Origin of the sequence: Mesorhizobium sp. Cs1321R2N1, assembly GCF_037179725.1 — a bacterium.
GTDB lineage: Bacteria > Pseudomonadota > Alphaproteobacteria > Rhizobiales > Rhizobiaceae > Mesorhizobium > Mesorhizobium salmacidum.
The window spans coordinates 1-22,563 of sequence record NZ_JAPYKP010000094.1 but is presented as its reverse complement, the minus strand read 5'-3'; the positions used below and the strand labels follow the sequence as shown (position 1 = coordinate 22,563).

General features: G+C 64.1%; 20 protein-coding genes and 2 pseudogenes. 19 read left to right on the top strand and 3 right to left on the bottom strand.

Features of this window, described 5'->3' with window-relative positions:
- The 8 genes and pseudogenes from O7A61_RS21420 to O7A61_RS21385 form a co-directional block, all read left to right on the top strand.
- Positions 1-202, top strand: a 202-nt coding sequence (locus O7A61_RS21420) for a hypothetical protein (protein ID WP_337131490.1), incomplete at its 5' end; no start/stop codon positions are given.
- A 50-nt stretch (positions 203-252) separates the two neighbouring features.
- Positions 253-948 carry an aspartate/glutamate racemase family protein gene (locus O7A61_RS21415; RefSeq protein WP_337131488.1) on the top strand — a complete coding sequence of 232 codons (696 nt, stop codon included), beginning with the start codon at positions 253-255 and terminating at the stop codon, positions 946-948.
- Between the two features lie 95 nt (positions 949-1,043).
- Positions 1,044-1,438 (top strand): annotated as a pseudogene (locus tag O7A61_RS21410) (AGROH133_08824 family phage infection protein).
- A 246-nt stretch (positions 1,439-1,684) separates the two neighbouring features.
- Entirely contained in the window at positions 1,685-2,245 is a 561-nt protein-coding gene (locus O7A61_RS21405) for a F0F1 ATP synthase subunit delta (RefSeq protein WP_140769492.1), read from the top strand.
- On the top strand, positions 2,245-3,774 hold the full coding sequence (gene atpA, locus O7A61_RS21400) for a F0F1 ATP synthase subunit alpha (RefSeq protein ID WP_027145125.1): 1,530 nt from the start codon (positions 2,245-2,247) through the stop codon (positions 3,772-3,774). The genes O7A61_RS21405 and atpA overlap by 1 nt, the downstream gene beginning before the upstream one ends.
- Positions 3,775-3,805: 31 nt before the next feature.
- Positions 3,806-4,693, top strand: a complete 888-nt coding sequence (locus O7A61_RS21395) for a F0F1 ATP synthase subunit gamma (protein WP_337105616.1) — start codon at positions 3,806-3,808, stop codon at positions 4,691-4,693.
- A 69-nt stretch (positions 4,694-4,762) separates the two neighbouring features.
- Complete coding sequence (gene atpD, locus O7A61_RS21390) at positions 4,763-6,343, top strand: F0F1 ATP synthase subunit beta (protein WP_337105617.1); 1,581 nt, start codon at positions 4,763-4,765, stop codon at positions 6,341-6,343.
- 102 nt (positions 6,344-6,445) lie between these two features.
- On the top strand, positions 6,446-6,853 hold the full coding sequence (locus O7A61_RS21385; protein ID WP_337105618.1) for a F0F1 ATP synthase subunit epsilon: 408 nt from the start codon (positions 6,446-6,448) through the stop codon (positions 6,851-6,853).
- Between the two features lie 144 nt (positions 6,854-6,997).
- Here O7A61_RS21385 and O7A61_RS21380 read toward each other — a convergent pair whose 3' ends face one another.
- Entirely contained in the window at positions 6,998-8,506 is a 1,509-nt protein-coding gene (locus tag O7A61_RS21380; protein ID WP_337131487.1) for a mannitol dehydrogenase family protein, read from the bottom strand.
- A 203-nt stretch (positions 8,507-8,709) separates the two neighbouring features.
- Here O7A61_RS21380 and uxaC point away from each other — a divergent pair, with 203 nt between their 5' ends.
- The 8 genes from uxaC (at position 8,710) to O7A61_RS21340 (ending at position 15,768) form a co-directional block, all read left to right on the top strand.
- Positions 8,710-10,122 carry a glucuronate isomerase gene (gene uxaC / locus O7A61_RS21375; RefSeq protein WP_337131486.1) on the top strand — a complete coding sequence of 471 codons (1,413 nt, stop codon included), beginning with the start codon at positions 8,710-8,712 and terminating at the stop codon, positions 10,120-10,122.
- 34 nt (positions 10,123-10,156) lie between these two features.
- Entirely contained in the window at positions 10,157-11,134 is a 978-nt protein-coding gene (locus tag O7A61_RS21370) for a TRAP transporter substrate-binding protein (protein ID WP_337131485.1), read from the top strand.
- A gap of 62 nt (positions 11,135-11,196) precedes the next feature.
- Complete coding sequence (locus O7A61_RS21365; protein WP_337131491.1) at positions 11,197-11,721, top strand: TRAP transporter small permease; 525 nt, start codon at positions 11,197-11,199, stop codon at positions 11,719-11,721.
- Between the two features lie 3 nt (positions 11,722-11,724).
- Positions 11,725-13,005 (top strand): TRAP transporter large permease, encoded by a 1,281-nt coding sequence (locus O7A61_RS21360; RefSeq protein ID WP_337131484.1) that lies wholly within the window; start codon positions 11,725-11,727, stop codon positions 13,003-13,005.
- A gap of 11 nt (positions 13,006-13,016) precedes the next feature.
- Positions 13,017-13,784, top strand: coding sequence for a FadR/GntR family transcriptional regulator (locus O7A61_RS21355; RefSeq protein WP_337131483.1), 768 nt, complete (start codon positions 13,017-13,019; stop codon positions 13,782-13,784).
- A gap of 22 nt (positions 13,785-13,806) precedes the next feature.
- Positions 13,807-14,658 carry a 5-dehydro-4-deoxy-D-glucuronate isomerase gene (kduI, locus tag O7A61_RS21350; RefSeq protein ID WP_337131482.1) on the top strand — a complete coding sequence of 284 codons (852 nt, stop codon included), beginning with the start codon at positions 13,807-13,809 and terminating at the stop codon, positions 14,656-14,658.
- Positions 14,655-15,419 carry a 2-dehydro-3-deoxy-D-gluconate 5-dehydrogenase KduD gene (gene kduD / locus O7A61_RS21345; protein ID WP_337131481.1) on the top strand — a complete coding sequence of 255 codons (765 nt, stop codon included), beginning with the start codon at positions 14,655-14,657 and terminating at the stop codon, positions 15,417-15,419. The genes kduI and kduD overlap by 4 nt, the downstream gene beginning before the upstream one ends.
- 10 nt (positions 15,420-15,429) lie before the next feature.
- The gene (locus O7A61_RS21340) at positions 15,430-15,768 is read left to right on the top strand and encodes a cupin domain-containing protein (RefSeq protein ID WP_337131480.1); all 339 of its coding nucleotides are present in this window, start codon (positions 15,430-15,432) and stop codon (positions 15,766-15,768) included.
- Between the two features lie 260 nt (positions 15,769-16,028).
- Here the strand turns inward: O7A61_RS21340 and O7A61_RS21335 are convergent, their stop codons facing one another.
- Positions 16,029-17,450 (bottom strand): coniferyl aldehyde dehydrogenase, encoded by a 1,422-nt coding sequence (locus tag O7A61_RS21335; RefSeq protein WP_337131479.1) that lies wholly within the window; start codon positions 17,448-17,450, stop codon positions 16,029-16,031.
- Between the two features lie 231 nt (positions 17,451-17,681).
- On the opposite strand from O7A61_RS21335, the gene recQ reads away from it, so the two are divergent.
- Positions 17,682-19,517, top strand: a complete 1,836-nt coding sequence (gene recQ / locus O7A61_RS21330; protein ID WP_337131478.1) for a DNA helicase RecQ — start codon at positions 17,682-17,684, stop codon at positions 19,515-19,517.
- A 139-nt stretch (positions 19,518-19,656) separates the two neighbouring features.
- Here the strand turns inward: recQ and O7A61_RS21325 are convergent, their stop codons facing one another.
- Entirely contained in the window at positions 19,657-19,983 is a 327-nt protein-coding gene (locus O7A61_RS21325) for a low affinity iron permease family protein (protein ID WP_337131477.1), read from the bottom strand.
- A gap of 1,108 nt (positions 19,984-21,091) precedes the next feature.
- Between O7A61_RS21325 and O7A61_RS21320 the strand changes: the two genes are divergently transcribed.
- Together O7A61_RS21320 and O7A61_RS21315 are read left to right on the top strand one after the other, a co-directional pair.
- Entirely contained in the window at positions 21,092-22,336 is a 1,245-nt protein-coding gene (locus O7A61_RS21320; protein ID WP_337131476.1) for a hypothetical protein, read from the top strand.
- 22 nt (positions 22,337-22,358) lie between these two features.
- Positions 22,359-22,563, top strand: a pseudogene (locus O7A61_RS21315) (hypothetical protein); the annotation flags it as partial.

The following is a 22,563-nucleotide window of genomic DNA, read 5'->3' as shown; positions in this document are numbered from 1 at the left end:
GGAAGCGTCGGACCTGTTCGTGCTCGGTCCTGCGGAAGCCCCGCTGTCGCTGCTCGGCGGCCGCCACCGCTTCCGCCTGCTGATCCAGGGCGAACGGCGCGCCGACATGCAGGGTTTTATCAGGGCAATGCTCGCCAACGGACCGAAGCAGCGCGGCTCGGTCCGGGTGCAGGTCGACATCGACCCCCAGAGTTTTTTGTAGGGACGCAATTTCAGCTACAGTTATCTCGGCGAGAGAAACGGAAAGATCACATGAAAACCCTTGGCCTGCTCGGCGGCATGAGCTGGGAATCGACCGCGATCTACTACCGCCTGCTCAACAAGATCGTGCGCGAGCGGCTGGGTGGGCTGCATTCGGCGAAGCTGCTCATGTGGTCGTTCGACTTCGCCGAGATCGCCGAACGGCAGCATCATGGCGATTGGGACGGCGCCGGCGCGCTGCTGACCGATGCCGCGCGCAAGCTTGAGGCCGGCGGCGCGGAAGGTCTGCTCTTGTGCACCAACACCATGCATAAGCTGGCCGACCCGGTGCAGGCGTCCGTGTCGATCCCGCTGATCCATATTGCCGATGCCACCGCGGCCGCGATCAGGCAGGCCGGTTTGCAGCGCCCGGCGCTGCTGGCGACGCGGTTCACCATGGAGCAGGACTTCTACAAGGGCCGGCTTGCCGACAAATATGGCCTCTCGCCAGTGGTGCCCGATGAGGCCGGGCGCGACATGGTCCATCGCGTCATCTACGAGGAACTCTGCCAGGGCGTTGTCTCCGAAGCTTCGAAGGCCGCCTATGTCGCCGAGGCAAACCGCCTTCGCCGCGAAGAGGCCGCCGACAGCCTGATCATGGGCTGCACCGAGATCACCATGCTGATCGGCCAGGGCGATTTCGACATTCCGGTTTTTGATACGACGCGCATCCATGCCGAGGCGGCGGTGGAATTCGCGCTCGGTTGATGCGCGTCTCCTAAAGTGCCTGGAGCCATCTGGCGCGGCATTTTTCCTCCGCTAGAATGCCCGCGATTTCAAAGCAGCCTTTTCGAGGGGACACGATGGATTTTGCGCTTCCATGGCCGACGAGCCAGGGCGAATGGCTGGCCTGGTCGAGTGCGGTCTTCACCGTGCTGCTCGGCCTCCTGTTCTTCCTGGCGCCGGGCCTGGCGTTCCGCATCCTGCGCCTGCAGGCCAAACCCGAGAAGGCGGCGGCGATCGCCGAAGGCCGAGGCCGCATGTCGGGCTTCTATCTAGGGGTCGGCTTGTGCTGCATCCTGCTCGCGCAGCCGCTGGTCTACATGGCGCTCGGCTTCTCCTGGCTGTTCACCGCCTTCGGCCGGCTGCTGTCGATGATGTCGGATAGCGCCAATACACCTTTCACTGGGTTTCCATCGTGGTGGAACTCGCGCTCGCGGCCTTGCCGCTCGCCTTTGCCTTCGGCTTTGTGCCCTGAATCCAAGGGTATTCCGGCGCGCAGGACCCGAGTCTTTCGCCGGATGCGACAATAGTGCCTGAAAACCATGCGGAACGACGCATTGCGGTCTTAAAATGCCTGTGCTAGACGGCAATCGACTTTCGGCCGGGGATAGCGGAAGCCGCGCCTCCGTGCTTGGAAAAATGCAGTAAGGTCAAAGATTTAGCCAGAGTTTTTGCTCGCGCCAACAATCTGCGGCCTGTCAGACAAGAGAAAAGACGGTCCGTGGCCCAATCGTCATCGCCAATCTCAGGTGTCGCAGAGCGCTATGCCGGTTCGCTGTTCGAACTGGCATCGCAGTCAAATTCCGTGGCCAAGGTCGAGGCCGACCTGAACGGTTTCGAGGCCATGCTGGCGGGCAGCGCGGACCTCACCCGGCTGATCAACAGCCCGGTATTCTCCAGCGAGGACCAGGCCAAGGCCATCGCGGCGATCGCCGACAAGGCCGGCATCACCGGCCTGACTGGCAATTTCCTGCGCGTCGTCGCCAAGAACCGCCGCCTGTTCGCGGTGCCCGGCATGATCAAGGCATTCCGCCAGATCGCCGCTGAGCACCGTGGCGAGGCTGCTGCTGAAGTGACGTCGGCGCATGAGCTGACCGCGGCCCAGCAGACCGAACTCAAGGCGGCGCTGAAGAGCGTTGCCGGCAAGGACGTGGCCATTTCCGTCACCGTCGACCCGTCGCTGCTCGGCGGACTGGTGGTCAAGATGGGCTCGCGCCAGATCGATACGTCGCTCAAAACCAAACTCAATTCGCTCAAGCTTGCACTGAAAGAGGTCGGCTGATGGACATCCGCGCCGCGGAAATTTCCGCAATTCTGAAAGACCAGATCAAGAATTTCGGCAAGGAGGCCGAGGTCTCCGAAGTCGGACAGGTGCTGTCCGTCGGTGACGGTATCGCCCGCGTTTACGGTCTCGACAATGTCCAGGCCGGCGAAATGGTCGAATTCCCCGGCGGCATCCGCGGCATGGCGCTCAATCTCGAAGCCGACAATGTCGGCGTCGTCATCTTCGGCGCCGACCGCGACATCAAGGAAGGCGACACCGTCAAGCGCACCGGTGCCATCGTCGACGCGCCTGTCGGCCCCGGCCTGCTCGGCCGCGTCGTCGACGCGCTCGGCAACCCGATTGACGGCAAGGGCCCGATCAAGGCGATCGAGCGCAAGCGCGTCGACGTCAAGGCGCCCGGCATCATCCCGCGCAAGTCGGTGAACGAGCCGATGTCGACCGGCCTCAAGGCCATCGATGCGCTGATCCCGGTCGGCCGCGGCCAGCGCGAGCTGGTCATCGGCGATCGCCAGACCGGCAAGACCGCCATCATCCTGGACACGATGCTCAACCAGAAGTCGGTGCACGACAACGGTCCTGAGAAGGAAAAGCTCTACTGCGTCTACGTCGCCGTCGGCCAGAAGCGCTCGACCGTCGCGCAGTTCGTCAAGGTGCTGGAAGAGCGCGGCGCGCTCGAATATTCGATCATCGTCGCCGCCACCGCGTCCGATCCGGCGCCGATGCAGTTCCTGGCGCCGTTCACGGCCTGCACCATGGGCGAATATTTCCGCGACAACGGCATGCATGCGCTGATCAGCTATGACGATCTGTCGAAGCAGGCCGTGGCCTATCGCCAGATGTCGCTGTTGCTGCGCCGTCCGCCGGGCCGCGAAGCCTATCCGGGCGACGTCTTCTACCTGCACTCGCGCCTGCTCGAGCGCGCCGCCAAGCTCAACGACGACCTGGGAGGCGGCTCGCTGACCGCCCTGCCGGTCATCGAGACGCAGGCCAACGACGTGTCGGCCTACATTCCGACCAACGTGATCTCGATCACCGACGGCCAGATCTTCCTCGAAACCAACCTGTTCTTCCAGGGCATCCGTCCGGCCGTCAACGTCGGCCTGTCGGTGTCGCGCGTCGGTTCCTCGGCGCAGATCAAGGCGATGAAGCAGGTTGCCGGCTCGATCAAGGGCGAGCTCGCGCAGTACCGCGAAATGGCTGCTTTCGCGCAGTTCGGCTCGGATCTCGATGCCGCCACGCAGCGCCTGCTCAACCGCGGCTCGCGCCTGACCGAACTTCTGAAGCAGCCGCAGTTCTCGCCGCTGAAGACGGAAGAACAGGTCGCGGTGATCTTCGCCGGCGTCAATGGCTATCTCGACAAGCTGCCGGTCAACCAGGTCGGCAAGTTCGAGCACGGCCTGCTCAGCCACATGCGTTCGGCCGGCAAGGACGTCCTCGACGCCATCCGCAAGGAAAAGGCGCTGTCGGACGATCTGCGCGCCAAGCTGAAGGCCGAGATCGACGCCTTCGCCAAGACCTTCGCCTGAGCGAAGTGCAAGACGGGATCAGGTTTGAAGCATGCCTTCATTAAAAGACCTTCGTAACCGTATCGCCTCGGTCAAGGCGACGCAGAAGATCACCAAGGCGATGCAGATGGTCGCCGCGGCGAAGCTGCGCCGTGCGCAAGAGGCGGCGGAAGCGGCGCGTCCCTATTCGGAGCGCATGGGTTCCGTCCTGGCCAACATCACCCAGGCTGTCGGTGGCGGTGGCGATGCCCCGGCGCTGATGGCGGGAACCGGCAAGGATGACGTGCATCTGCTCGTCGTCTGCACAGCCGAGCGCGGCCTGTGCGGCGGCTTCAATTCGCAGATCGCCCGTCATGCCCGCGACCATATCCGCCGGCTGCTGGCCGATGGCAAGCAGGTCAAGATCATCTGCGTCGGCAAGAAGGGTTTCGACATACTGCGCCGCGACTATGCCGCGATGATCATCGATCGAGTCGATCTGCGCGAGGTCAAGACGCTCGGCTTCGTCAATGCCGATGCGATCGCCCGCAAGGTCATCCACCTGTTCAACGAGGGCGCCTTCGACGTCTGCACGCTGTTCTATTCGCAGTTCAAATCGGTGATCAGCCAGGTTCCGACCGCGCAGCAGATCATTCCGGCAGCGTCCGCCTCTTCGGCTCGGCCCGAGTCGACGGATGGCGCCAGCGCCGTCTACGAGTATGAGCCGGAGCCGGGCGAAATTCTGTCCGACCTCATCCCGCGCAACATCGCGGTGCAGGTTTTCCGCGCGCTGCTCGAAAACGCGGCGGGCGAAATGGGCGCCAAGATGAGCGCCATGGACAATGCGACGCGCAACGCCGGTGAGATGATCAACAAACTGTCGATCACCTACAACCGCCAGCGGCAGGCACAGATCACCAAGGAACTGATCGAAATCATTTCGGGCGCCGAGGCGCTCTAGGCGCGGTCCGCGGGTCATGGCCCGCGAACCGGACCGCGTGAGAAACAAAGGACGAAAAGGGTAAAGACGATGGCGAAAGCAGCGACCCCGCAGAAGGCAACCCCGAAGGCAGCAGCCCCGGCGAAGGCGGCCAAGGCTCCGGCAGCGGCGGCAAAGGCGGCCCCGGCCAAGGCAGCAGCAGCGCCGGCCAAGGCCGCCGCTGCCAGGACCCAGGCCGTGGCCACCAGGGCCACCGGCGTTGTCGGCAAGGTCCGCCAGGTCATCGGCGCGGTCGTCGACGTGCAGTTCGGCGAGCATCTGCCGCCGATCCTGAACGCGCTCGAGACCGACAATGTCGGCAACCGGCTGGTGCTCGAAGTTGCCCAGCATCTCGGTGAAAACACCGTGCGCTGCATCGCCATGGACTCCACCGAAGGCCTGGTGCGCGGCCAGGAAGTGCGCGACACCGGCGGCCCGATCGCCGTGCCGGTCGGCCCGGGCATGCTCGGCCGCATCATCAACGTCATCGGCGAGCCGGTCGACGAAGCAGGCCCGGTCGACGCGGTCGAATTGCGCTCGATCCATCAGCCGGCTCCGGCCTATATCGAACAATCGACGGAAGCGCAGATCCTGATCACCGGCATCAAGGTGCTCGACCTGTTGGCTCCCTACGCCAAGGGCGGCAAGATCGGCCTGTTCGGCGGCGCCGGCGTCGGCAAGACCGTGCTGATCCAGGAATTGATCAACAACATTGCCAAGGCGCATGGTGGTTACTCGGTGTTCGCCGGCGTCGGCGAGCGCACCCGCGAAGGCAACGACCTCTATCACGAGTTCATCGAATCCGGCGTCAACAAGAAGGGCGGCGGCGAAGGCTCGAAGGCGGCGCTGGTGTACGGCCAGATGAACGAGCCGCCGGGCGCGCGCGCCCGCGTCGGCCTGACCGGCCTGACGGTTGCCGAATATTTCCGCGACCAGGGCCAGGACGTGCTGTTCTTCGTCGACAACATCTTCCGCTTCACGCAGGCGGGTTCTGAAGTGTCGGCGCTGCTCGGCCGTATCCCGTCGGCCGTGGGCTATCAGCCGACGCTCGCCACCGACATGGGCGCGCTGCAGGAACGCATCACCACCACCACCAAGGGCTCGATCACCTCGGTGCAGGCGATCTACGTGCCGGCCGACGACTTGACCGACCCGGCGCCGGCGACCTCATTCGCTCACCTTGACGCGACGACGACGCTGAACCGTTCGATCGCCGAAAAGGGCATTTATCCGGCCGTCGATCCACTGGACTCGACCTCGCGCATGCTCGACCCGCTGGTCGTCGGCGACGAGCACTATGGCGTCGCCCGCCAGGTGCAGTCGATCCTCCAGCGCTACAAGTCGCTGCAGGACATCATCGCCATCCTGGGCATGGACGAGCTCTCGGAAGAGGACAAGCAGACGGTGGCCCGCGCCCGCAAGATCGAGCGCTTCCTGTCGCAGCCGTTCTTCGTCGCCGAAGTGTTCACCGGCGCGCCGGGCAAGCTGGTCGACCTCGCCGACACCATCAAGGGCTTCAAGGGCCTCTGCAACGGCGATTATGACCACCTGCCGGAAGCCGCCTTCTACATGGTCGGCGGCATCGACGAAGCAGTCGAGAAGGCACAGCGCCTCGCGGCTGAAGCGGCGTAATTCAAGCGAATAGCGAATAGGGAGTAGCGAATAGGGTAAATGTGAGCCGAGCGAGTTTTCTTCCCTACTCGCTACTCACTATTCCCTACTCGCTAGATAATCATGGCTGAAGCTTTCAAGTTCGAACTGGTGTCTCCGGAGCGCCTGCTGGTTTCCGCCGAGGTCGAATCCGTCGTTATTCCAGGCGCCGAAGGCGAGATGACCGTCATGGCCCATCACGCGCCGGTCATGACCACGATCAAGCCGGGCGTCGTCACGGTGAAGAACGCCTCGGGCAGCGAAGAACGCTATGTCGTGTTCGGTGGCTTTGCCGACATCGTGCCCACCGGCTGCACGCTGCTGGCGGAATCGGCCGTCGCGGTGAAGGATGTCGACCGCGCCGATCTCGCCCGCCGCATCCAGGAAGCCAGGGAGGACGCCGTGGACGCCAAGGACGACCAGGCGCGCAGCAAGGCGGAGCAGTTCCTTGGCCAGCTCACCACGCTGGAAGGCGCCATCCTGCCGGCCTGAACTTCAATTCAGAAGCGAAGTGAAAAGCGGGGCACTCGCCTCGCTTTTTTGTTTTGTTTGAGCGGCGAGAATTCAGCTATGGCGGCGATGCTGTAGCACCGGCGTTAAGTCCTCTATCGCCTGCTGATCCTTGCCAGCTTCGCCTTACGGCCCTTCGCCCTCTATGCCGAGCGCAGCAAAAGCCAAAGTCGGGCCGTCCCGCCGCAGGTGGACGAGGTGGACGGCCACGAGTTCGATCAGCGTCTGGCGTTCGGCGTGATCCCTGGCGAAGCCGGTCAGATCGAACACCGCCGTCACGGTTTCGTTCGCCGGCAGCTGCTGGTCCAAAAGCGCCGTCAGCGGAGCATCGAGCGGATCGGTGAAATGGCCCTCCGGCAAGCTCTTTCCGCGCGCCGCGCAGGCGGCGATCCAGGCTGCCACCACCAGCGTGAGATGGACCAGCTCGGCGCCGGCTTCGAGGCACTCGATAGCCGAAGCGATGATGCGCTGCGGCAGTTTCTGGCTGCCGTCATTGGCGATCTGCGCCGTGCGGTGGGCAAGTGCCGTGTTCGAAAAACGCTCGGCGAGCTCGGTCGTATAGGCTGATGTGTCGAGGCCGGCATCATCCGGCAATGTCGATACGGCCTCCTCCCACAGCGCATCGACGAATTGCCTTATCGCCGGATCGGCGAAGGCGCTATCGACCGTGGCGTGGCCGCTGAGCAGGCCGAGATAGGCGATGCCCGAATGCGCGCCGTTGAGCAGCCTCAGCTTCATGTCCTCGAAGGGAGCGACATCGCCGACCATGGTGACGCCGAATTTGTCCCAGGCCGGACGGCCGGCCGGGAAATCATCCTCGATCACCCATTGGCTGAAGGGTTCCGTCATCACGGGCCAAGCGTCCTCGATACCAAGTTCGCCCGATATCCGCGACCTGTCGGCATCGGTCGTGGCCGGCACGATGCGGTCGACCATGCTCGAGGGAAATGCGACGTGACCGGCGATGTGGCCGGCGATTCCAGCATCGCCCGCCGAACCAGGACTGGCATCGCGCAATTTGGCGAATTCGATCAGCAGCCTGTGCAAGGTGGCGCCGTTGGCCGGCAGGTTGTCGCAACAAAGCACGGTAAAAGGCGGGGTGCCGGCGGCCAGCCTGCGGGCCAGCGCTTCGGTCAGAAAACCATGCGCCGTCTTCGGCTTTTGCGGATTGGCTAGATCGTGGACGATGTCGGGATGCGTCGCGTCCAGCCCACCGCCCGCCGCCCGCAGATAGGCTTTCTCGGTGATCGTCAGCGTCACGATGCGGGTGCGCGCATCGGTCAGCACCGCCAGCACCGCGCCCGGATCTTCCGGCGCCACCAGCATCGAACCGATCGAGCCGATGACATGCAGCTTCTCGCCGCCGCTGCCGCGGACCGCCAGCGTGTAAAGCCCATCCTGCGGCGCCAGAGCGTCGCGCGTATCGGCGCTGCGCAATGACACGCCGGTTATGCCCCAGCCCGTCTCGCCGGCCGCCAGGCATTCATCGATGTAGGCGGCCTGATGGGCGCGGTGAAAGGCGCCGACACCCAGTTGCACGATGCCCGGTGTAACGGCACCGCGATCGTATCGAGGCGCGGCGACCTTGGCCGGTAATGCTGGCGCCGTGCGGTTGGAAAGGCGGCGGTCTGTCATCGGTTCGCGCACTCATCTCGTGAAACGGCTGGTTATGGCACGGCTGGTATCCGGAGGCGGATCGCAAGCCGCAGAACACTGGCGGCGTAACACCGGTGGCGTTCGCCGACAATGCTCAGCTTTGCTCAAAACTCATCATACAACAATCCAATTTTTGTATGTTGACATTATTTCTGCTCAACCCTACCGATAGGACCGGGAGGATGGCCGTGGCACTGATCAATGCGGATTTGCTGTTTCCAGCCGAGGCGCGTCCGCTCTCGATCGCCCGCGATCTCTATGCCGGCATCAAGGACCTGCCCATCATCAGCCCGCACGGACATACCGATCCGCGCTGGTACGCGCTGAACGAGCCGTTCCCCGATCCCGCGCAGCTGCTCATCGTGCCGGACCACTATATTTTTCGCATGCTGTTCAGCCAGGGCGTGCGGCTCGAGGCTCTCGGCGTGCCGACCCTCGATGGTGCGCCCGTCGAGACCGACGGCCGGGCGATCTGGCGGCTGTTCGCCGAACACTATTACCTCTTTCGTGGCACGCCGACCCGGCTGTGGTTCGACCATGTGCTTGCCCATCTGTTCGCCATCGAAGAGCCGTTGAGCGCCGCAACCGCCGATCGCCATTACGACACGATCGCGACGGTACTGCAGTGGGAGAACTTCCGCCCTCGCGCCCTGTTCGAGCGCTTCAACATCGAGGTCATCGCAACGACCGAAGGCGCGCTCGACGACCTCAGATGGCACCAGATGATCCGCGACAGCGGCTGGGAGGGCCGCGTCGTCACCGCCTATCGGCCGGACGCCGTCGTCGATCCCGATTTCGAAGGCTTTTCGGCCAATCTGGATCGGCTCGGCGAGATCACCGGCTGCGACACCGGGACCTGGGCCGGCTATCTCGAGGCGCACCGCCAGCGGCGCGCCTTCTTCAAGAGCTTCGGCGCGACTTCATCGGACCATGGTCATCCGACGGCGGAGACCGCCAATCTTTCCGACGCGGCGGCGCAGGAGCTGTTCAACCGGGTCCGCGCCGGCTCGGAAGATGAGCGCGAACGAAAGCTGTTTCGCGCCCAGATGCTGACCGAGATGGCCAAGATGAGCCGGGATGACGGGCTGGTGCTGCAGATCCATCCGGGCTCTTGGCGCAACCATTCGCCTGGTGTTTTCCAGAAATTCGGCAGGGACAAGGGCTTCGACATCCCGACGCGCACCGACTATGTGACGGCGCTGAAGCCGCTGCTCGACTGTGTCGGGCTGGAGCGTGACCTCACCGTCATCCTGTTCACGCTGGATGAGGCCGGCTATACGCGCGAACTGGCGCCGCTGGCCGGCGTCTACCCGGCGCTGAAGCTCGGGCCGGCCTGGTGGTTCCACGACAGCCCGGAAGGCATGCGCCGTTTCCGCGAGATGACCACCGAGACCGCCGGCTTCTACAACACGGTCGGCTTCAACGACGACACCCGCGCCTTTCCGTCGATCCCCGCCCGCCACGACGTGGCGCGCCGCGTCGACTGCGCGTTCCTGGCGCGCCTCGTCGCCGAGCACCGGCTGCGCGAGGACGAGGCCCATGAACTGGCGAAGGAGCTTGCCTACACGCTTGTCAAAAATGCGTACCGGCTCTGAGCCGGACGTTTTCGATTTTCAAAGGGAGGAAGTCATGTTGCATTTTTCGAAATTGACGGCGGCCACGTTTGCCTTCGGCTCGCTGCTGATCGGTATTGCCAACGCCGAAACCGTGCTGCGATCCTCGGATACCCATCCGGACGGCTACCCGACCGTCGAGGCGGTCAAGTACATGGGCGACCTGATCAAGCAGCGCACCGCCGGCCGCTATTCGATCGAGGTCTATCACTCGGCGCAGCTCGGCGAGGAGAAGGACACGATCGAGCAGACCCAGGCCGGCGTCATCGACCTCGACCGTGTCTCGATGGGACCGTTCAACGGCATCGTGCCGGAGACCGCGGTGCCGTCGCTGCCTTACATATTCCGCTCGGTCGAGCATATGCGCCACGTCATGGACGGCCCTGTCGGCGACCAGATCCTGAAGGCGTTCGAGGCGCACGACCTTGTCGGCCTCGCCTTCTACGATTCCGGCGCGCGGTCCTTCTACAACACCAAGAAGGACATCACCTCTATGGCCGACATGAAAGGCATGAAGTTCCGCGTCATCCAGTCCGACGTGTTCGTCGACATGGTCAACGCGCTTGGCGCCAATGCCACGCCGATGGCCTATGGCGAGGTCTATTCGGCGCTGCAGACCGGCGTCATCGACGGCGCCGAGAACAACTGGCCGAGCTTCGAATCCGCCAAGCACTACGAAGTCGCCAAGCATTACACGATGGACGAACACCAGATCGTGCCGGAAGTGCTCGTCATGTCGAAGGCAAGCTGGGACAGGCTGTCGCCGGAAGACCAGGCGATCGTGCGGCAGGCGGCCAAGGACAGCGTCGTCAAGATGCGCGAACTCTGGGACGCGCAGGAGAAGAAGTCGCGCGGCATCGTCGAGGCCGCGGGGGTCAAGGTCAGCGAGATCGACAAGCAGCCGCTGATCGACGCGATGAAGCCGGTCTACGACAAGTATCTGTCGACGCCCGAACTGAAGGACCTGGCCGCCCGCATACAGGCCGAGAAATGAACGGCACGGGCAACGGACCGAGCAGCGCGAAGGCCCCCGCGCTGGCTTCGGGCGCGTCGGCCATGCGAGGCTTCTGGCTGGGCGCGGAACGCGTCCTCTCCGGGCTCGCCCGGCTGGCACTTTGGATCAGCGGCGCCGGCCTGACGCTGATGACGATCATCATCTTCTGGCAGGTGTTCTCGCGCTACGTGCTGAACCGTTCGCCGAGCTGGACGGAATCCTTCTCGGTGCTGCTGATGGGCTGGTTCATTTTTCTGGGTGCCGCCGTCGGCGTGCGCGAGCGTACGCATCTCGGCTTCGACGTGCTGCTCTATGTCCTGCCTGCCTCGGGCAAGGCGGTGCTGCGCAGCATTTCCGATCTCGTCGTGCTGGCCTTCGGCGCCGGCATGATCGTCTATGGCGTCCAGTTGGCGAGGCTGACCTGGAACACGGTGATGCCTTCGCTCGCTTTGCCGGGCGGCGTCAGCTTCCTGCCGATCATCCTGGGTGGCGCGCTGGTCTGCCTGTTTTCCTTGGAACGGCTGGCCGGGCGTTTTGCCGGCCTGCCCGTCGACGCCGACATCCATGCAACCGGCGAGGAGCCCTGAACCATGGCACTTATGGTCCTCTTCGGCACCTTCGTGTTCCTGCTGGTCATCGGCACGCCGATCGCGTTCTGCCTCGGCGTCGCCAGCTTCGCGACGATCCTCACGCTCGAGCTGCCGCCGGTCGTGGTGTTCCAGCGGCTCAATTCCGGCGTCAGCGTCTTTTCGCTGATGGCCATCCCCTTCTTCATCTTCGCCGGCGACCTGATGGTGCGCGGCGGCATCGCCGCGCGGCTGGTCGCACTGGCAGGCTCCCTGGTCGGCCATTTGCGGGGCGGTCTGGGGCAGGTCAACATCGCTGCGTCGACCATGTTCGGCGGCATTTCCGGCTCGGCGGTGGCGGATGCGTCGGCGGTCGGCGGGCTGATGATCCCGCAAATGAAGGCGCGCGGCTACGGCATCGACTACGCCGTCAACATCACGTCGGTCGGCGCCATCATCGCGCTTCTCATTCCACCGTCCCACAACATGATCATCTATTCGATTTCGGCCGGCGGCCGTATCTCGATCGCCGACCTGTTCACGGCCGGCGTGCTGCCGGGTCTGCTGCTGGCGTTGTCGCTGATGATAACGGCCTATTGGGTTGCCAGCCGCCGCGGCTATCCGACGGAGCCCTTCGCCGGCTTCGGCCGGGCCATGCAGCTGCTTGTCGCCGCCATTCCCGGCCTCATCCTGATCGCCATCATCTTCGGCGGCGTCAGGTCCGGCATCTTCACCGCGACCGAGAGCTCCTGCATCGCCATCGTCTATGCCTTCCTGGTGACGCTGATCATCTACCGCTCGATGAGCTGGGGCGACTTCGTCGCGGCGACGACGGCGTCGGTGCGCACCACCGCCATGGTGCTGATGATCATAGGCTGCGCGGCGGCCTTCGGCTGGCTGCTCGCCTATCTCAGGGTGCCGGCGGCGCTGGTCGCCTTTCTGCAGTCGGTATCCGACAACAAGCTGGTCATCCTGCTGTTGATCAACATCGTGCTGCTCATCCTCGGCACCTTCATGGACATGTCGCCGCTGATCATCATCACGACGCCCATCTTCCTGCCGGTGGTCATGGCCTATGGCGTCGATCCCGTGCATTTCGGCGTGATCCTCATCCTCAATCTCGGCATCGGGCTTTGCACGCCACCGGTCGGCGCGGTCCTGTTTGTCAGCTGCGCCATCGGCCGCATTCCGATCTGGACCGCGATGCGCTCGATCTGGCCATTCTACGGCGCCGCCTTCGCCGTGCTGATGCTTGTCACCTACATACCGGAAATCTCATTATGGCTGCCGGGCCTGTTCCATTAGGAGATCGCCACGTGTCCGTCAGTCCCGATCTCAAGGTCGAACGAAAACCCAAGCTTTCTGAAAGCGTGATCACAGCGATACGCAAGCAATTGCTGGCGGGCGAGATCCTGCCCGGCCAAAAATTGCCGACCGAGGGCCAGCTGACCGAAACCTTCGGCGTCAGCCGCACCGTCATCCGCGAGGCGCTGGCCAAGCTTGCCGCCGACGGCCTTGTCGAGCCGCGGCAGGGCGCCGGCGTCTTCGTCACCGAGCACATTTCGACCATGTTCGGCGCGCTTGCAGCCGACATGGGAGCCAAGGATTCCATCGCGCTCAGCGTGCTCGAGGTGCGCCTGGCGATCGAAATCGAATCGGCCGGCCTCGCCGCCATCCGACGCAACGCAGCGCAGGAAGCGGCGATCCAGGAAGCCTTCTTCGAGTTCGAGCGGATGCTGCTCGACAGCCAGCCGACCGGACCCGCCGACCTTGCCTTCCATCGCGCCATCGCCAGCGCCACCAACAATCCGTTCTATGTCGAAATGCTCGACGTGCTCGGCCGGCGCGCCATTCCGTGCGACGTGACCTCGCCCTGGTCGACCGAACTGGTGCAGTCCGACAGCTACCAGCGCGGGCTGCAGCGCGAGCATCTGGTGATCCTGAATGCGATCACGGCGGGCCATGCCGAAGCCGCGCGCGAGGCGATGCGCACCCATCTCGGCGCCAGCCAGCAGCGCTACCGCGAGCGCCTGCAGGCGCGGCAGGCCTTTTACGCCAGTTCGGTCAAGGCCGCCGGCGAATGATCCTCCAGAAGTCAGGACAGAGATGAGCCAGAACCACACCGACTACACATCGCGCTTCGCCATCGACCCGGCCGTCGCCGCCGCCATGGGAACGGACGAACTGCGCTATAATTTCCACATCGAAGACCTCTTCCGGCCCGGCCGCGTCAGCCTGACCTATACCCACTACGACCGCATGATAGTCGGCGGCGCCATGCCGGTGGCGACGGCATTGCCGTTGGAAGCGATCAAGCCGACCGGCACCAAGGGTTTTCTCGACCGGCGCGAAATGATCGCTGTGAACATCGGCGGCGCCGGCACGATCGAAGCCGGCGGCCAATCCTTCGACCTGCGGGCGCGCGACATGCTCTATCTCGGCATGGGCTCCAGCGATGTGTCATTCGCTTCCTCCGACAAGGCCGTGCCGGCCAAGTTCTACCTGCTCAGCGCGCCGGCGCATCAGGCTCATCCCAGCCGGCTGATCCGCCTCAATGACGCCAAGCGCCTCGACCTCGGCAGCAAGGAGGCCTGCAACGAGCGCTCGATCTTCCAGTTCATCCATGACGGCGGAACAAGAACCTGCCAGCTCGTGGTCGGCATGACGCAACTGGCGCCGGGCTCGATCTGGAACACCATGCCGTGTCATGTGCATGACCGGCGCATGGAGGCCTATCTCTATTTCGACCTGCCCGAGGCGGCGCGTGTCTTCCATTTCATGGGCGTGCCGGACGAGACACGGCACATCGTCATGCGCAATGAAGAGGCGGTGCTGTCGCCGGGCTGGTCGATCCATTCGGGCGCCGGCACATCCAACTACGCCTTCATCTGGGCGATGGCCGGCGACAATGTCGACTACACCGATGTCGACCCGGTGGCGATGGACGATTTGCGGTGAGCGACCTCACAGCCTTCAGCCTGGCCGGCAAGCGCATCCTGGTCACCGGCGCCAACACCGGCATCGGCCAAGGCATCGCCGTCTCGATCGCGCGCGCCGGCGGCGCGGTGATCGGCGTCGGCCGCTCGTCGATGGAGGAGACGGCGAGCAAGGTCGCGGCTCTGGGCGGCGAATTCGAGACGGTTGCCGCCGACCTTGCCGACACCGGCGCGGCCGGACCGATGCTCGATCGTGTCTGGGACGAAAGCGGGCCGCTCGACGGGTTGGTCAACAATGCCGGCATCATCCGCCGCGCAGATGCCGTCGACCTGACGGAGACCGATTGGGACGATGTCATCGACGTCAATTTGAAAACGGCATTTCTGCTGTGCCAATCTTTTGCGCGGTACGTCCTTGCCGGCGGTCGCCGGGGCAAGATCGTCAACATCGCCTCCGTGCTGAGTTTCCAGGGCGGTATCCGCGTTGCGTCCTACACGGCGTCAAAGCATGGCCTGCTCGGCATCACCCGTCTGCTCGCCTGCGAATGGGCGGCGAAAGGCATCAACGTCAACGGCATAGCGCCGGGCTATATCGAGACCAACAACACGCAGGCGCTGCGCGCCGATCCCGACCGCAGTGCGGCCATCCTCGGCCGCATTCCCGCCGGCCGCTGGGGGGAACCCGGAGACATTGGCGATGCCGCCGTCTTCCTGCTGGCGCCGGCCTCGAACTATATGCATGGCGCGGTGGTGCCGGTGGACGGCGGCTGGCTGGCGCGGTGAGGAGATGACAATGACCGAGCCGAAGATTTTCGCGCGAGCCGGCGAGGCTGCCTGGACTCCGACCCCGGACGGCAATCGCCGGCGCGTGCTCCTATCCACCGACGAGCTGATGATGGTCGAATTCGGCTTCGACAAGGGCGGCGTCGGTGCGCTGCATTCGCACCCGCATGTCCAGGCAAGCTATGTCGCCGAAGGCCGTTTCGAGGTGACCATCGACGGACGGACCGAAATCCTGGAGACCGGCGGCAGCTTCATCGTTCCCTCCGGGCTGGTACACGGCGTCAGGGCGCTGGAGGCCGGGCGTCTGGTCGACAGTTTTGCGCCGCACCGCGCCGATTTTCTCGCCTGACCGGGCCGCCAACGATTTCTCGGCCAATAAAAAACCCGCACCTCCAGGGAAGCGCGGGTTTGTTGCCTGGGCGCCAGAGCGCATTACCGTCTCACAGAAACGGCGAAACGTTCTGTCTCTGTCTGACGCAATTCCGGACGGAAAACCGTTTCACACTTTTCCTGGAATTGCTCCAATGCGCCGCGGTACTCAAAACATCACCGCAGGACCGGAAACCTGCCGGATCATGGTGAATATAAACTTAATGCGCGCGACCTTGGTCAGGTGATGCGCTTGAGCAACCCGAAAAGCCGTTCGAACGTCTTGCCATAGGGCGGCCGCAGAAGGGCTCCCGCGCTCAAGCGTGACTGCAGGAAGACCGGCTTCTCCTTGCTGAAGGTGCGAAACCCCCATTCGCCGTGATAGGCGCCCATGCCGCTGGCGCCAACGCCGCCGAAGGGTTGGTTCTCCTGCACCAGATGCAGCATGCAGTCATTGATGGTGACGCCGCCGGCGACGGTCTCGCGCAGGATGCGCTGGCGGTTGGTGCTGTCGTTGCCGAACCAGTAGAGCGCCAGCGGCCGGTCGGCCCGGTTCACGTGGTCGATCGCGTCGTCGACCGTGGCGTATTCGACGATCGGCAGCACCGGGCCGAAAATCTCCTCGCGCGTCAGCCGCAGGTCGGGGCCGGCGTTGCTGACCAGGGTCGGCAAAAGCTTCCGGCCCGCGGTGCCGAGGCCTTCGCCGGCCGGGTTGATCTCGGTGACATCTGCGCCGGCCTCGCGGGCTTCCGCGATCATGGCGCACAGGCGCTGGTAATGCCGGTCGCTGATGATGGCGGTATAGTCGGGGTTGTCGCGCAGCGTGGGGTAGAGCCGCGCCACCGCGATTGCGAGCTTCGCCGCGACCGTGCCTGCCTGTCCCTTCGGCACCAGCAGGTAGTCCGGCGCGATGCAGGTCTGCCCGGCATTCAACAGCTTGCCATAGGCGACGCTGGCTGTTGCCGTGTCGAGATCGCAGGAGGCGTCGAGGATCGCCGGCGACTTGCCGCCGAGTTCGAGCGTGACCGGGGTCAGGTTGGCGGCGGCGGCGATCGCGACCTGGCGACCGACCGCGGTCGAACCGGTGAACAGCAGGTGGTCGAACGGCATCGAGACGAAGGCCTTGCCCATCTCGGCATCGCCGGGGATGACGCTGAGTTCGTCCGGGGCGAAGTGGTCGCCGGCCAGCCTGGCCAGCAGCTCGGAGAAAGCAGGCGTCAGTTCGGAGGGCTTTACTAGGACGCGGTTGCCGGCGGCGAGCGCTGCCGTGACCGGCGCGACGGCGAGTTGAAAGGGGTAATTCCAGGGCGATACGATGCCGACCACCCCAAGCGGCTGCGGCAGAAGGCGGTTTTTGCCCGGCAGGAAGGGCAAGGTGGTGGCGACACGACGCTCTCGCATCCAGCCGCCGACATGCGCAAGGGCATGGCGAATGCCGGCGCGCACGACAAACAGTTCCGCAAGCCGCGTCTCGTGCGCCGAGCGGCCGCCGAAGTCGGCGTCGATCGCGGCGCAGATCTCAGTCTCGTGCCGCTCGGTCAACGCGAGCAGGCGCTTGAGGCGGTCCTTACGAAGGCCAAGGCCGGCAAAGGGCTGCTTCTCGAAGGCGGCACGCTGCAACCGGAACCGTTCGCCGAGGACATCCTGTCTGGTCTGCAGCATCGCACCCTCCCTGGCATGTCGGGTCGAGCTTACATCGTGGCGCCGAGGAATCCAGCAGGGCGCAGATACCGCAGGGGAAGGGCGATCTCACACGGGGGCAGAGAACGAGCCGGCCCTGTTGCGGCCCGGTGACGGCTGCGCTACTCCAGGGCATCACACGGAGAGTCTCTTGATCGGTTCCCACATCCTCTCCAATCCCCGAAAAATCGCTCCCAGCCAGGCGGCAGCCTGATGCAGGCACAGGCGGCGAGCATTCGAGCCGAGGATCCCAAGCGGCGCGTCCTGAAGGACGTGTTCGGCTTCGATGATTTTCGCCCCGGCCAGGCCGACGTCATGGACGCACTGCTCGGCGGGCGCCATGTGCTGGCCGTCATGCCGACGGGGGCCGGAAAATCGCTCTGCTACCAGGTTCCTGCGCTGGTCCTGGGCGGGCTCACCCTCGTCGTCTCGCCGCTCGTGGCGCTGATGCAGGACCAGGTCGCGGCGCTGCGGCTTGCCGGCGTCGCCGCCGATACGATCAATTCCTCCCTCGACCGCGAGGCCAATGTCGCGGCGTGGCGCCGCGTGGCATCGGGCCAGACACGGTTGCTCTATCTGGCGCCGGAGCGGTTGATGACCGAGCGCATGCTCGAGGCGCTTTCCAGGCTCGACGTCAGCCTGATCGCCATCGACGAGGCGCATTGCATCTCGCAATGGGGCCCGGCATTCCGGCCCGAATATGAAGACCTGTCGCGGTTGCGCGGCATCTTCGCCAATGTGCCGATCATCGCGGTGACGGCGACGGCCGACGAGAGCACGCGCAGCGACATCGCCGCCCGGCTGTTCGCCGAGCGGGTCGAAACGCTGGTGCTGGGTTTCGACCGGCCCAACATCAAGCTGGCCATCGCGCCCAAGCAGGACAGCAAGCGCCAGCTGCTCGGCTTCATAGAGCGCCATGCGGGCAAGAGCGGCATCATCTATTGCCTGTCGCGCAAGAAGACCGAGGAGATGGCAGCCTTCCTCGAGAAGAACGGCGTCAGGGCGCTTGCCTATCACGCCGGCATGAGCAAGGAGGCGCGTGAGGCCAATCAAAACGCCTTCATGACCTTGTCCGGCGTCGTCATGGTGGCGACCATCGCCTTCGGCATGGGCATCGACAAACCCGACGTCGCCTATGTCTTCCACACCGATATGCCGGGCAGCCTGGAGGCTTATTACCAGGAAATCGGGCGCGCCGGCCGCGACGGACGCGAGGCCGAGGCGTATATGCTTTACGGTCTTGGCGACATCCGCATGCGACGGCTGTTCATCGACGACGAGGACGCCTCACCCGAGCACAAGAGACGGTCGCACCGCCGGCTCGACACGCTGATCGGCTATTGCGAAACGGCGCAGTGCCGGCGCCAGGTGCTGCTCGGCTATTTCGGCGAAGAGGCTCAAGCCTGCGGCAATTGCGACAACTGCCTCGATCAGGCGCCGCGCGCCGATGGCAGTGCCGAGGCGCGGAAAATCCTCACGGCGGTCGCGCAGAGCGGCGAGCGCTTCGGCGCGGCCCATGTCATCGACATCCTGCTTGGCCACGAGACCGAGAAGGTGCTGGCCAGAGGCCATCAGACGCTAAGCAGTTTTGGCACCGGCGCCGCGCACAGGAAGCCAGTGTGGCTGTCGCTGATCCGGCAACTGGTTGCGGGCGGGTTCCTGATGCCGGATCCCGAGGGCCATGGCGGTCTCGCCATCTCCGAAAACGGCCGCGCGCTCGGCCGCGGCGAGATTGCATTCCAGTATCGCGTCGAGACGCGGGATCCTCTGGCGCGTGGCAGGAAGCGTTCCGGGGAAGGCTCCGCCGCCGGCGCCGAGAGCGTGGACGCCTCGCTGCTGGCAGCGCTCAAGGCGTTGCGGCTGCGGCTCGCCAAGGAGCGCCAGGTGCCGGCCTATGTGGTGTTTTCCGACCGCACGCTGACCGACATGGCCGACCGCCGCCCGCGCGACCTCGACGCCTTCGCCGAGGTGAACGGCGTGGGAGGGGCGAAGCTCAAGGAGTTCGGCACGATTTTTCTCGCCGCGATTGCGGGGCATCAGGCTGGCTGAAAGGCTTGATCGCGAGAGCCCCGACCGCTGCTCCAAATGAGCAATGACAGCCGAGGCCTCAGGGTGATCTGCCGGGATCGCCCAAGATCCTGCTCGAACAAGTCGATCTGCGTTCTTGATAAATCCCCGCCGTGCGCTGTCAGCCGCCCTGCTGCTTGCGATTGCGATGGTTTTCGATTTCCTCGGGCTCTTCGTCATCAATGCTGGTGATGGTCGAAGCCGAACTATTTGATCTCAACATTTCGTCCAACTTGGCATGAATGGCCTGGGTGTCGCGATGCTCCGCCCGCTGAATGAACAGCGTCATCGCCCAGGTGAGGAGCGTGGCCGCTCCATGCCAGTTCAAGCTTTGCCGATCGAAAACTATCCAGACGGCCGCATAGGCCAGCAGCACCAGGAATGCTGCCGGACGAGAGGTCCACGTGCCGATCGAGGTGAGTACGCGGGTAATCGGGTGATTTGCCATGAGCAGGAACTTTCGATGGTAACGCAGTGTCCCCGCGCGGGGCGTCGGCGAGGCTGCCGTGCAGCACATTTATCGGCCGGGAAGACCCGTTAGGCCCGGTCTCCGTCTCCGTTGGCTGTCATTTCGAAAGTCTGAAAGCGTCAGAAGCTGCAATGGGAGCCTTGCGGTTGCGAGCTTTTCTCCGAGCGGCCCAGCACTGCGGTGTCGTCACGCAGGCAGCCCGGCGAGTACTGCGCCAACACCCTTTCCAGACGCGCCAGAAAAGCTTTCCTCGACTTTATCTCGTACCCCAAACGCAAGCGCCAACTATGGTTTTGCGGTTGGTAGCCAGCTCCCGCTGGAGGACGCCAATGTTAATGCGTACCTCATCGGCCTGCGCTCGAAGTGCTGCTTTGATTGGCCCTCGACCTTGCATCGTGGAATTCGATCTCCATGGAAACCGATATCGAACTTGAGGAACACGCTTTGGTTCCTCAGCATCGCCGTCTTATTTTCCGATGCGCAAAAAGCCGGTCGCATCCCGCCGCGCGCATGATGTGCGCCGGTTGCAATTTGATCGCCTAGCAAAATTCCCGCCGATTTCAGGTGATGGAGATGCTTTGTCCTCCGCCTGTTCAGAACTAGATTGAAATTCAAAGCCCGGCCCATCTGGCTATTTCGTGGTCTGCCCTAAGGCACAACTCAATAGCGCGATTAGTTCATGGTCGAGCACATTGGATCGTCAAGGGAGCCTGCTCCTCGCAGCGATGGTCCTTGCCCGCAGCTCAGATGCCTGCAAATCTCAGCCGAAAGACCTTCGGGATATTGTGTGAGATATCCGGGCTAGTACTTTAGGGGACCTGTGCCGACAGTTTTGAGAAGATTCAGAAGTCCCCTACCCTAATTCGGTAGCTTACGACCCCGACCTGCCTTTGGTAGCTTGATGATCTGCCTAAGGGTTCGCCTGGCGTGTTAGCGCGGGGCGCTCGGGTTTACGCCTACTGACGCCGCAGCATCTCACCTGCGCGGTCGACGCCATGGAGGATTCGCAATGGATCGCGGGCGGAGATCCGACTCGGCTTCCGAGCCCCTCGGCCACTGTCCTGACCGAGTATACACGATCGCTGCCTTGTTTCATGACGACCGTCAACAGCAGGACGACCGCAAACAGTCGAGAGCCGCCCCGCTGCGCCTCATTCCGTTTTGCCTCATGATGTTGCTTGGATGTGCAGCAATCGGCCTCGCTCCGCCAGCAACGAAACCTCCTGTCGCTCCTACCCAAATCGCGCCGCCGGAGGGCGTACCGTCGGCATCTGCTCCGGCGGAACAAGCCCTGGGGTGGGAGCGGTCTTGGGTCGACGCGTCGAGGCGTGGTCTGACCGCCGCTCGGAGGGAAAGCGAGGCAACTCGCGCCGAAGCGCTTGCCTCGCAAGTCCGGGCTAAGGGGGAGCATGACCAGGCTGAACGCGAACGCGCCAATGAACAGCGCTTCCTCGCGCTGCACAAGGATATCGATCCACTCAAAACCGGCAGTGCGCATGAGGAAAATCTGCCCCGCGAATCAGCGGCGGCTCGCCAGGAACTGGCTGCCACGCGGCGCGTTACAGAAAACGCAAGTGCGCCGTGGCGCGCGGTCGCCGACCCGATGAACCAGCCGCAACCTGTCCTTGAAGCGCAGCGGCAAAAAGCCGAGGGGCTTGCGCGCGACCTGGCGCAGGCGCGCCTGAATGCCGAGGCAGTTGCGGCACGCGATACCGCGGAAAGGTCTCTGGCCGAGGCCAGGCAGACGATTGAAGGGGAGCGGCGGAAAATCGGGCTCCTGGAGCGTGATATCGCCGGGGCTCGTCAGTCCATCGAAGCGCTGGAGGCGAGCACGAAGCTGGCAGCAACAACGCGGGCCGGCGCCATTCAGGGCAGCCAGCTTGCTGAAGTTGCTGCAAGGCAGGCTGGCGAGGCCCTCGCACAGGAACGCGAAAGAGCAAACGCGCTGGCGAGTGATCTTGCAACTGCTCGGCGGGAACGCGACGCCGCAAAGGAGGAATTGGCCCGGATATCGACGGCGTTCAACGAGGCGGCGGATCAGGAGCGCAAAAAAACCATTGACCTGACACGCGACCTCGCTTCGGCCCGCAAGGACCTCAACGCCTTCAAGCGCTGGGTTGAGCGCTGCACCTCGCATATCGAAAACGCGGCAAAGGCACCCCCCACCGATCGCGCAAGCGCACATGCGCCCCGGCGCAGATCGCTCAACCGAGGGCAGCAGGAGGTCGGCAACGCGGAAGTGCCCAAGTCGCGGGTCGTTCGCCTGACGACGATCACGCTGCCAGACGCGCTGCTTCCCACGCGACCCCCGGCTGAGGGGTTCAGTCAATGACAGCCGGGGATGGAGGATTGCGATGAGCAGATACTTCGCGGCCGTTTTCTCGATTGTAATCGCGACTCAACCTGCCATGGCTATTGAGGCAGGAGTTGGTGCCAAGGCCGGCAATGTCGGGGTTGGCACCAGTGTGGGCGTCGGCCAGAACGGGGCGTCAATCGGTATTGGCGCGAGCGTCGGCAGCGTAGGAGCCGACGCCGGAGTTTCGGTCGGGACAGGCGACG

Excerpts from the sequence above, each read along its gene's own strand:
- O7A61_RS21370 (WP_337131485.1), top strand. The coding sequence starts at position 10,157 with ATGTTGCATTTTTCGAAATTGACGGCGGCCACGTTTGCCTTCGGCTCG.
- atpD (WP_337105617.1), top strand. The coding sequence starts at position 4,763 with ATGGCGAAAGCAGCGACCCCGCAGAAGGCAACCCCGAAGGCAGCAGCC.
- kduI (WP_337131482.1), top strand. The coding sequence starts at position 13,807 with ATGAGCCAGAACCACACCGACTACACATCGCGCTTCGCCATCGACCCG.
- O7A61_RS21380 (WP_337131487.1), bottom strand. The coding sequence starts at position 8,506 with ATGACAGACCGCCGCCTTTCCAACCGCACGGCGCCAGCATTACCGGCC.
- recQ (WP_337131478.1), top strand. The coding sequence starts at position 17,682 with ATGCAGGCACAGGCGGCGAGCATTCGAGCCGAGGATCCCAAGCGGCGC.
- O7A61_RS21395 (WP_337105616.1), top strand. The coding sequence starts at position 3,806 with ATGCCTTCATTAAAAGACCTTCGTAACCGTATCGCCTCGGTCAAGGCG.
- O7A61_RS21360 (WP_337131484.1), top strand. The coding sequence starts at position 11,725 with ATGGCACTTATGGTCCTCTTCGGCACCTTCGTGTTCCTGCTGGTCATC.
- atpA (WP_027145125.1), top strand. The coding sequence starts at position 2,245 with ATGGACATCCGCGCCGCGGAAATTTCCGCAATTCTGAAAGACCAGATC.
- O7A61_RS21385 (WP_337105618.1), top strand. The coding sequence starts at position 6,446 with ATGGCTGAAGCTTTCAAGTTCGAACTGGTGTCTCCGGAGCGCCTGCTG.
- O7A61_RS21365 (WP_337131491.1), top strand. The coding sequence starts at position 11,197 with ATGCGAGGCTTCTGGCTGGGCGCGGAACGCGTCCTCTCCGGGCTCGCC.
- O7A61_RS21325 (WP_337131477.1), bottom strand. The coding sequence starts at position 19,983 with ATGGCAAATCACCCGATTACCCGCGTACTCACCTCGATCGGCACGTGG.
- O7A61_RS21415 (WP_337131488.1), top strand. The coding sequence starts at position 253 with ATGAAAACCCTTGGCCTGCTCGGCGGCATGAGCTGGGAATCGACCGCG.
- O7A61_RS21340 (WP_337131480.1), top strand. The coding sequence starts at position 15,430 with ATGACCGAGCCGAAGATTTTCGCGCGAGCCGGCGAGGCTGCCTGGACT.
- uxaC (WP_337131486.1), top strand. The coding sequence starts at position 8,710 with ATGGCCGTGGCACTGATCAATGCGGATTTGCTGTTTCCAGCCGAGGCG.
- O7A61_RS21335 (WP_337131479.1), bottom strand. The coding sequence starts at position 17,450 with ATGCTGCAGACCAGACAGGATGTCCTCGGCGAACGGTTCCGGTTGCAG.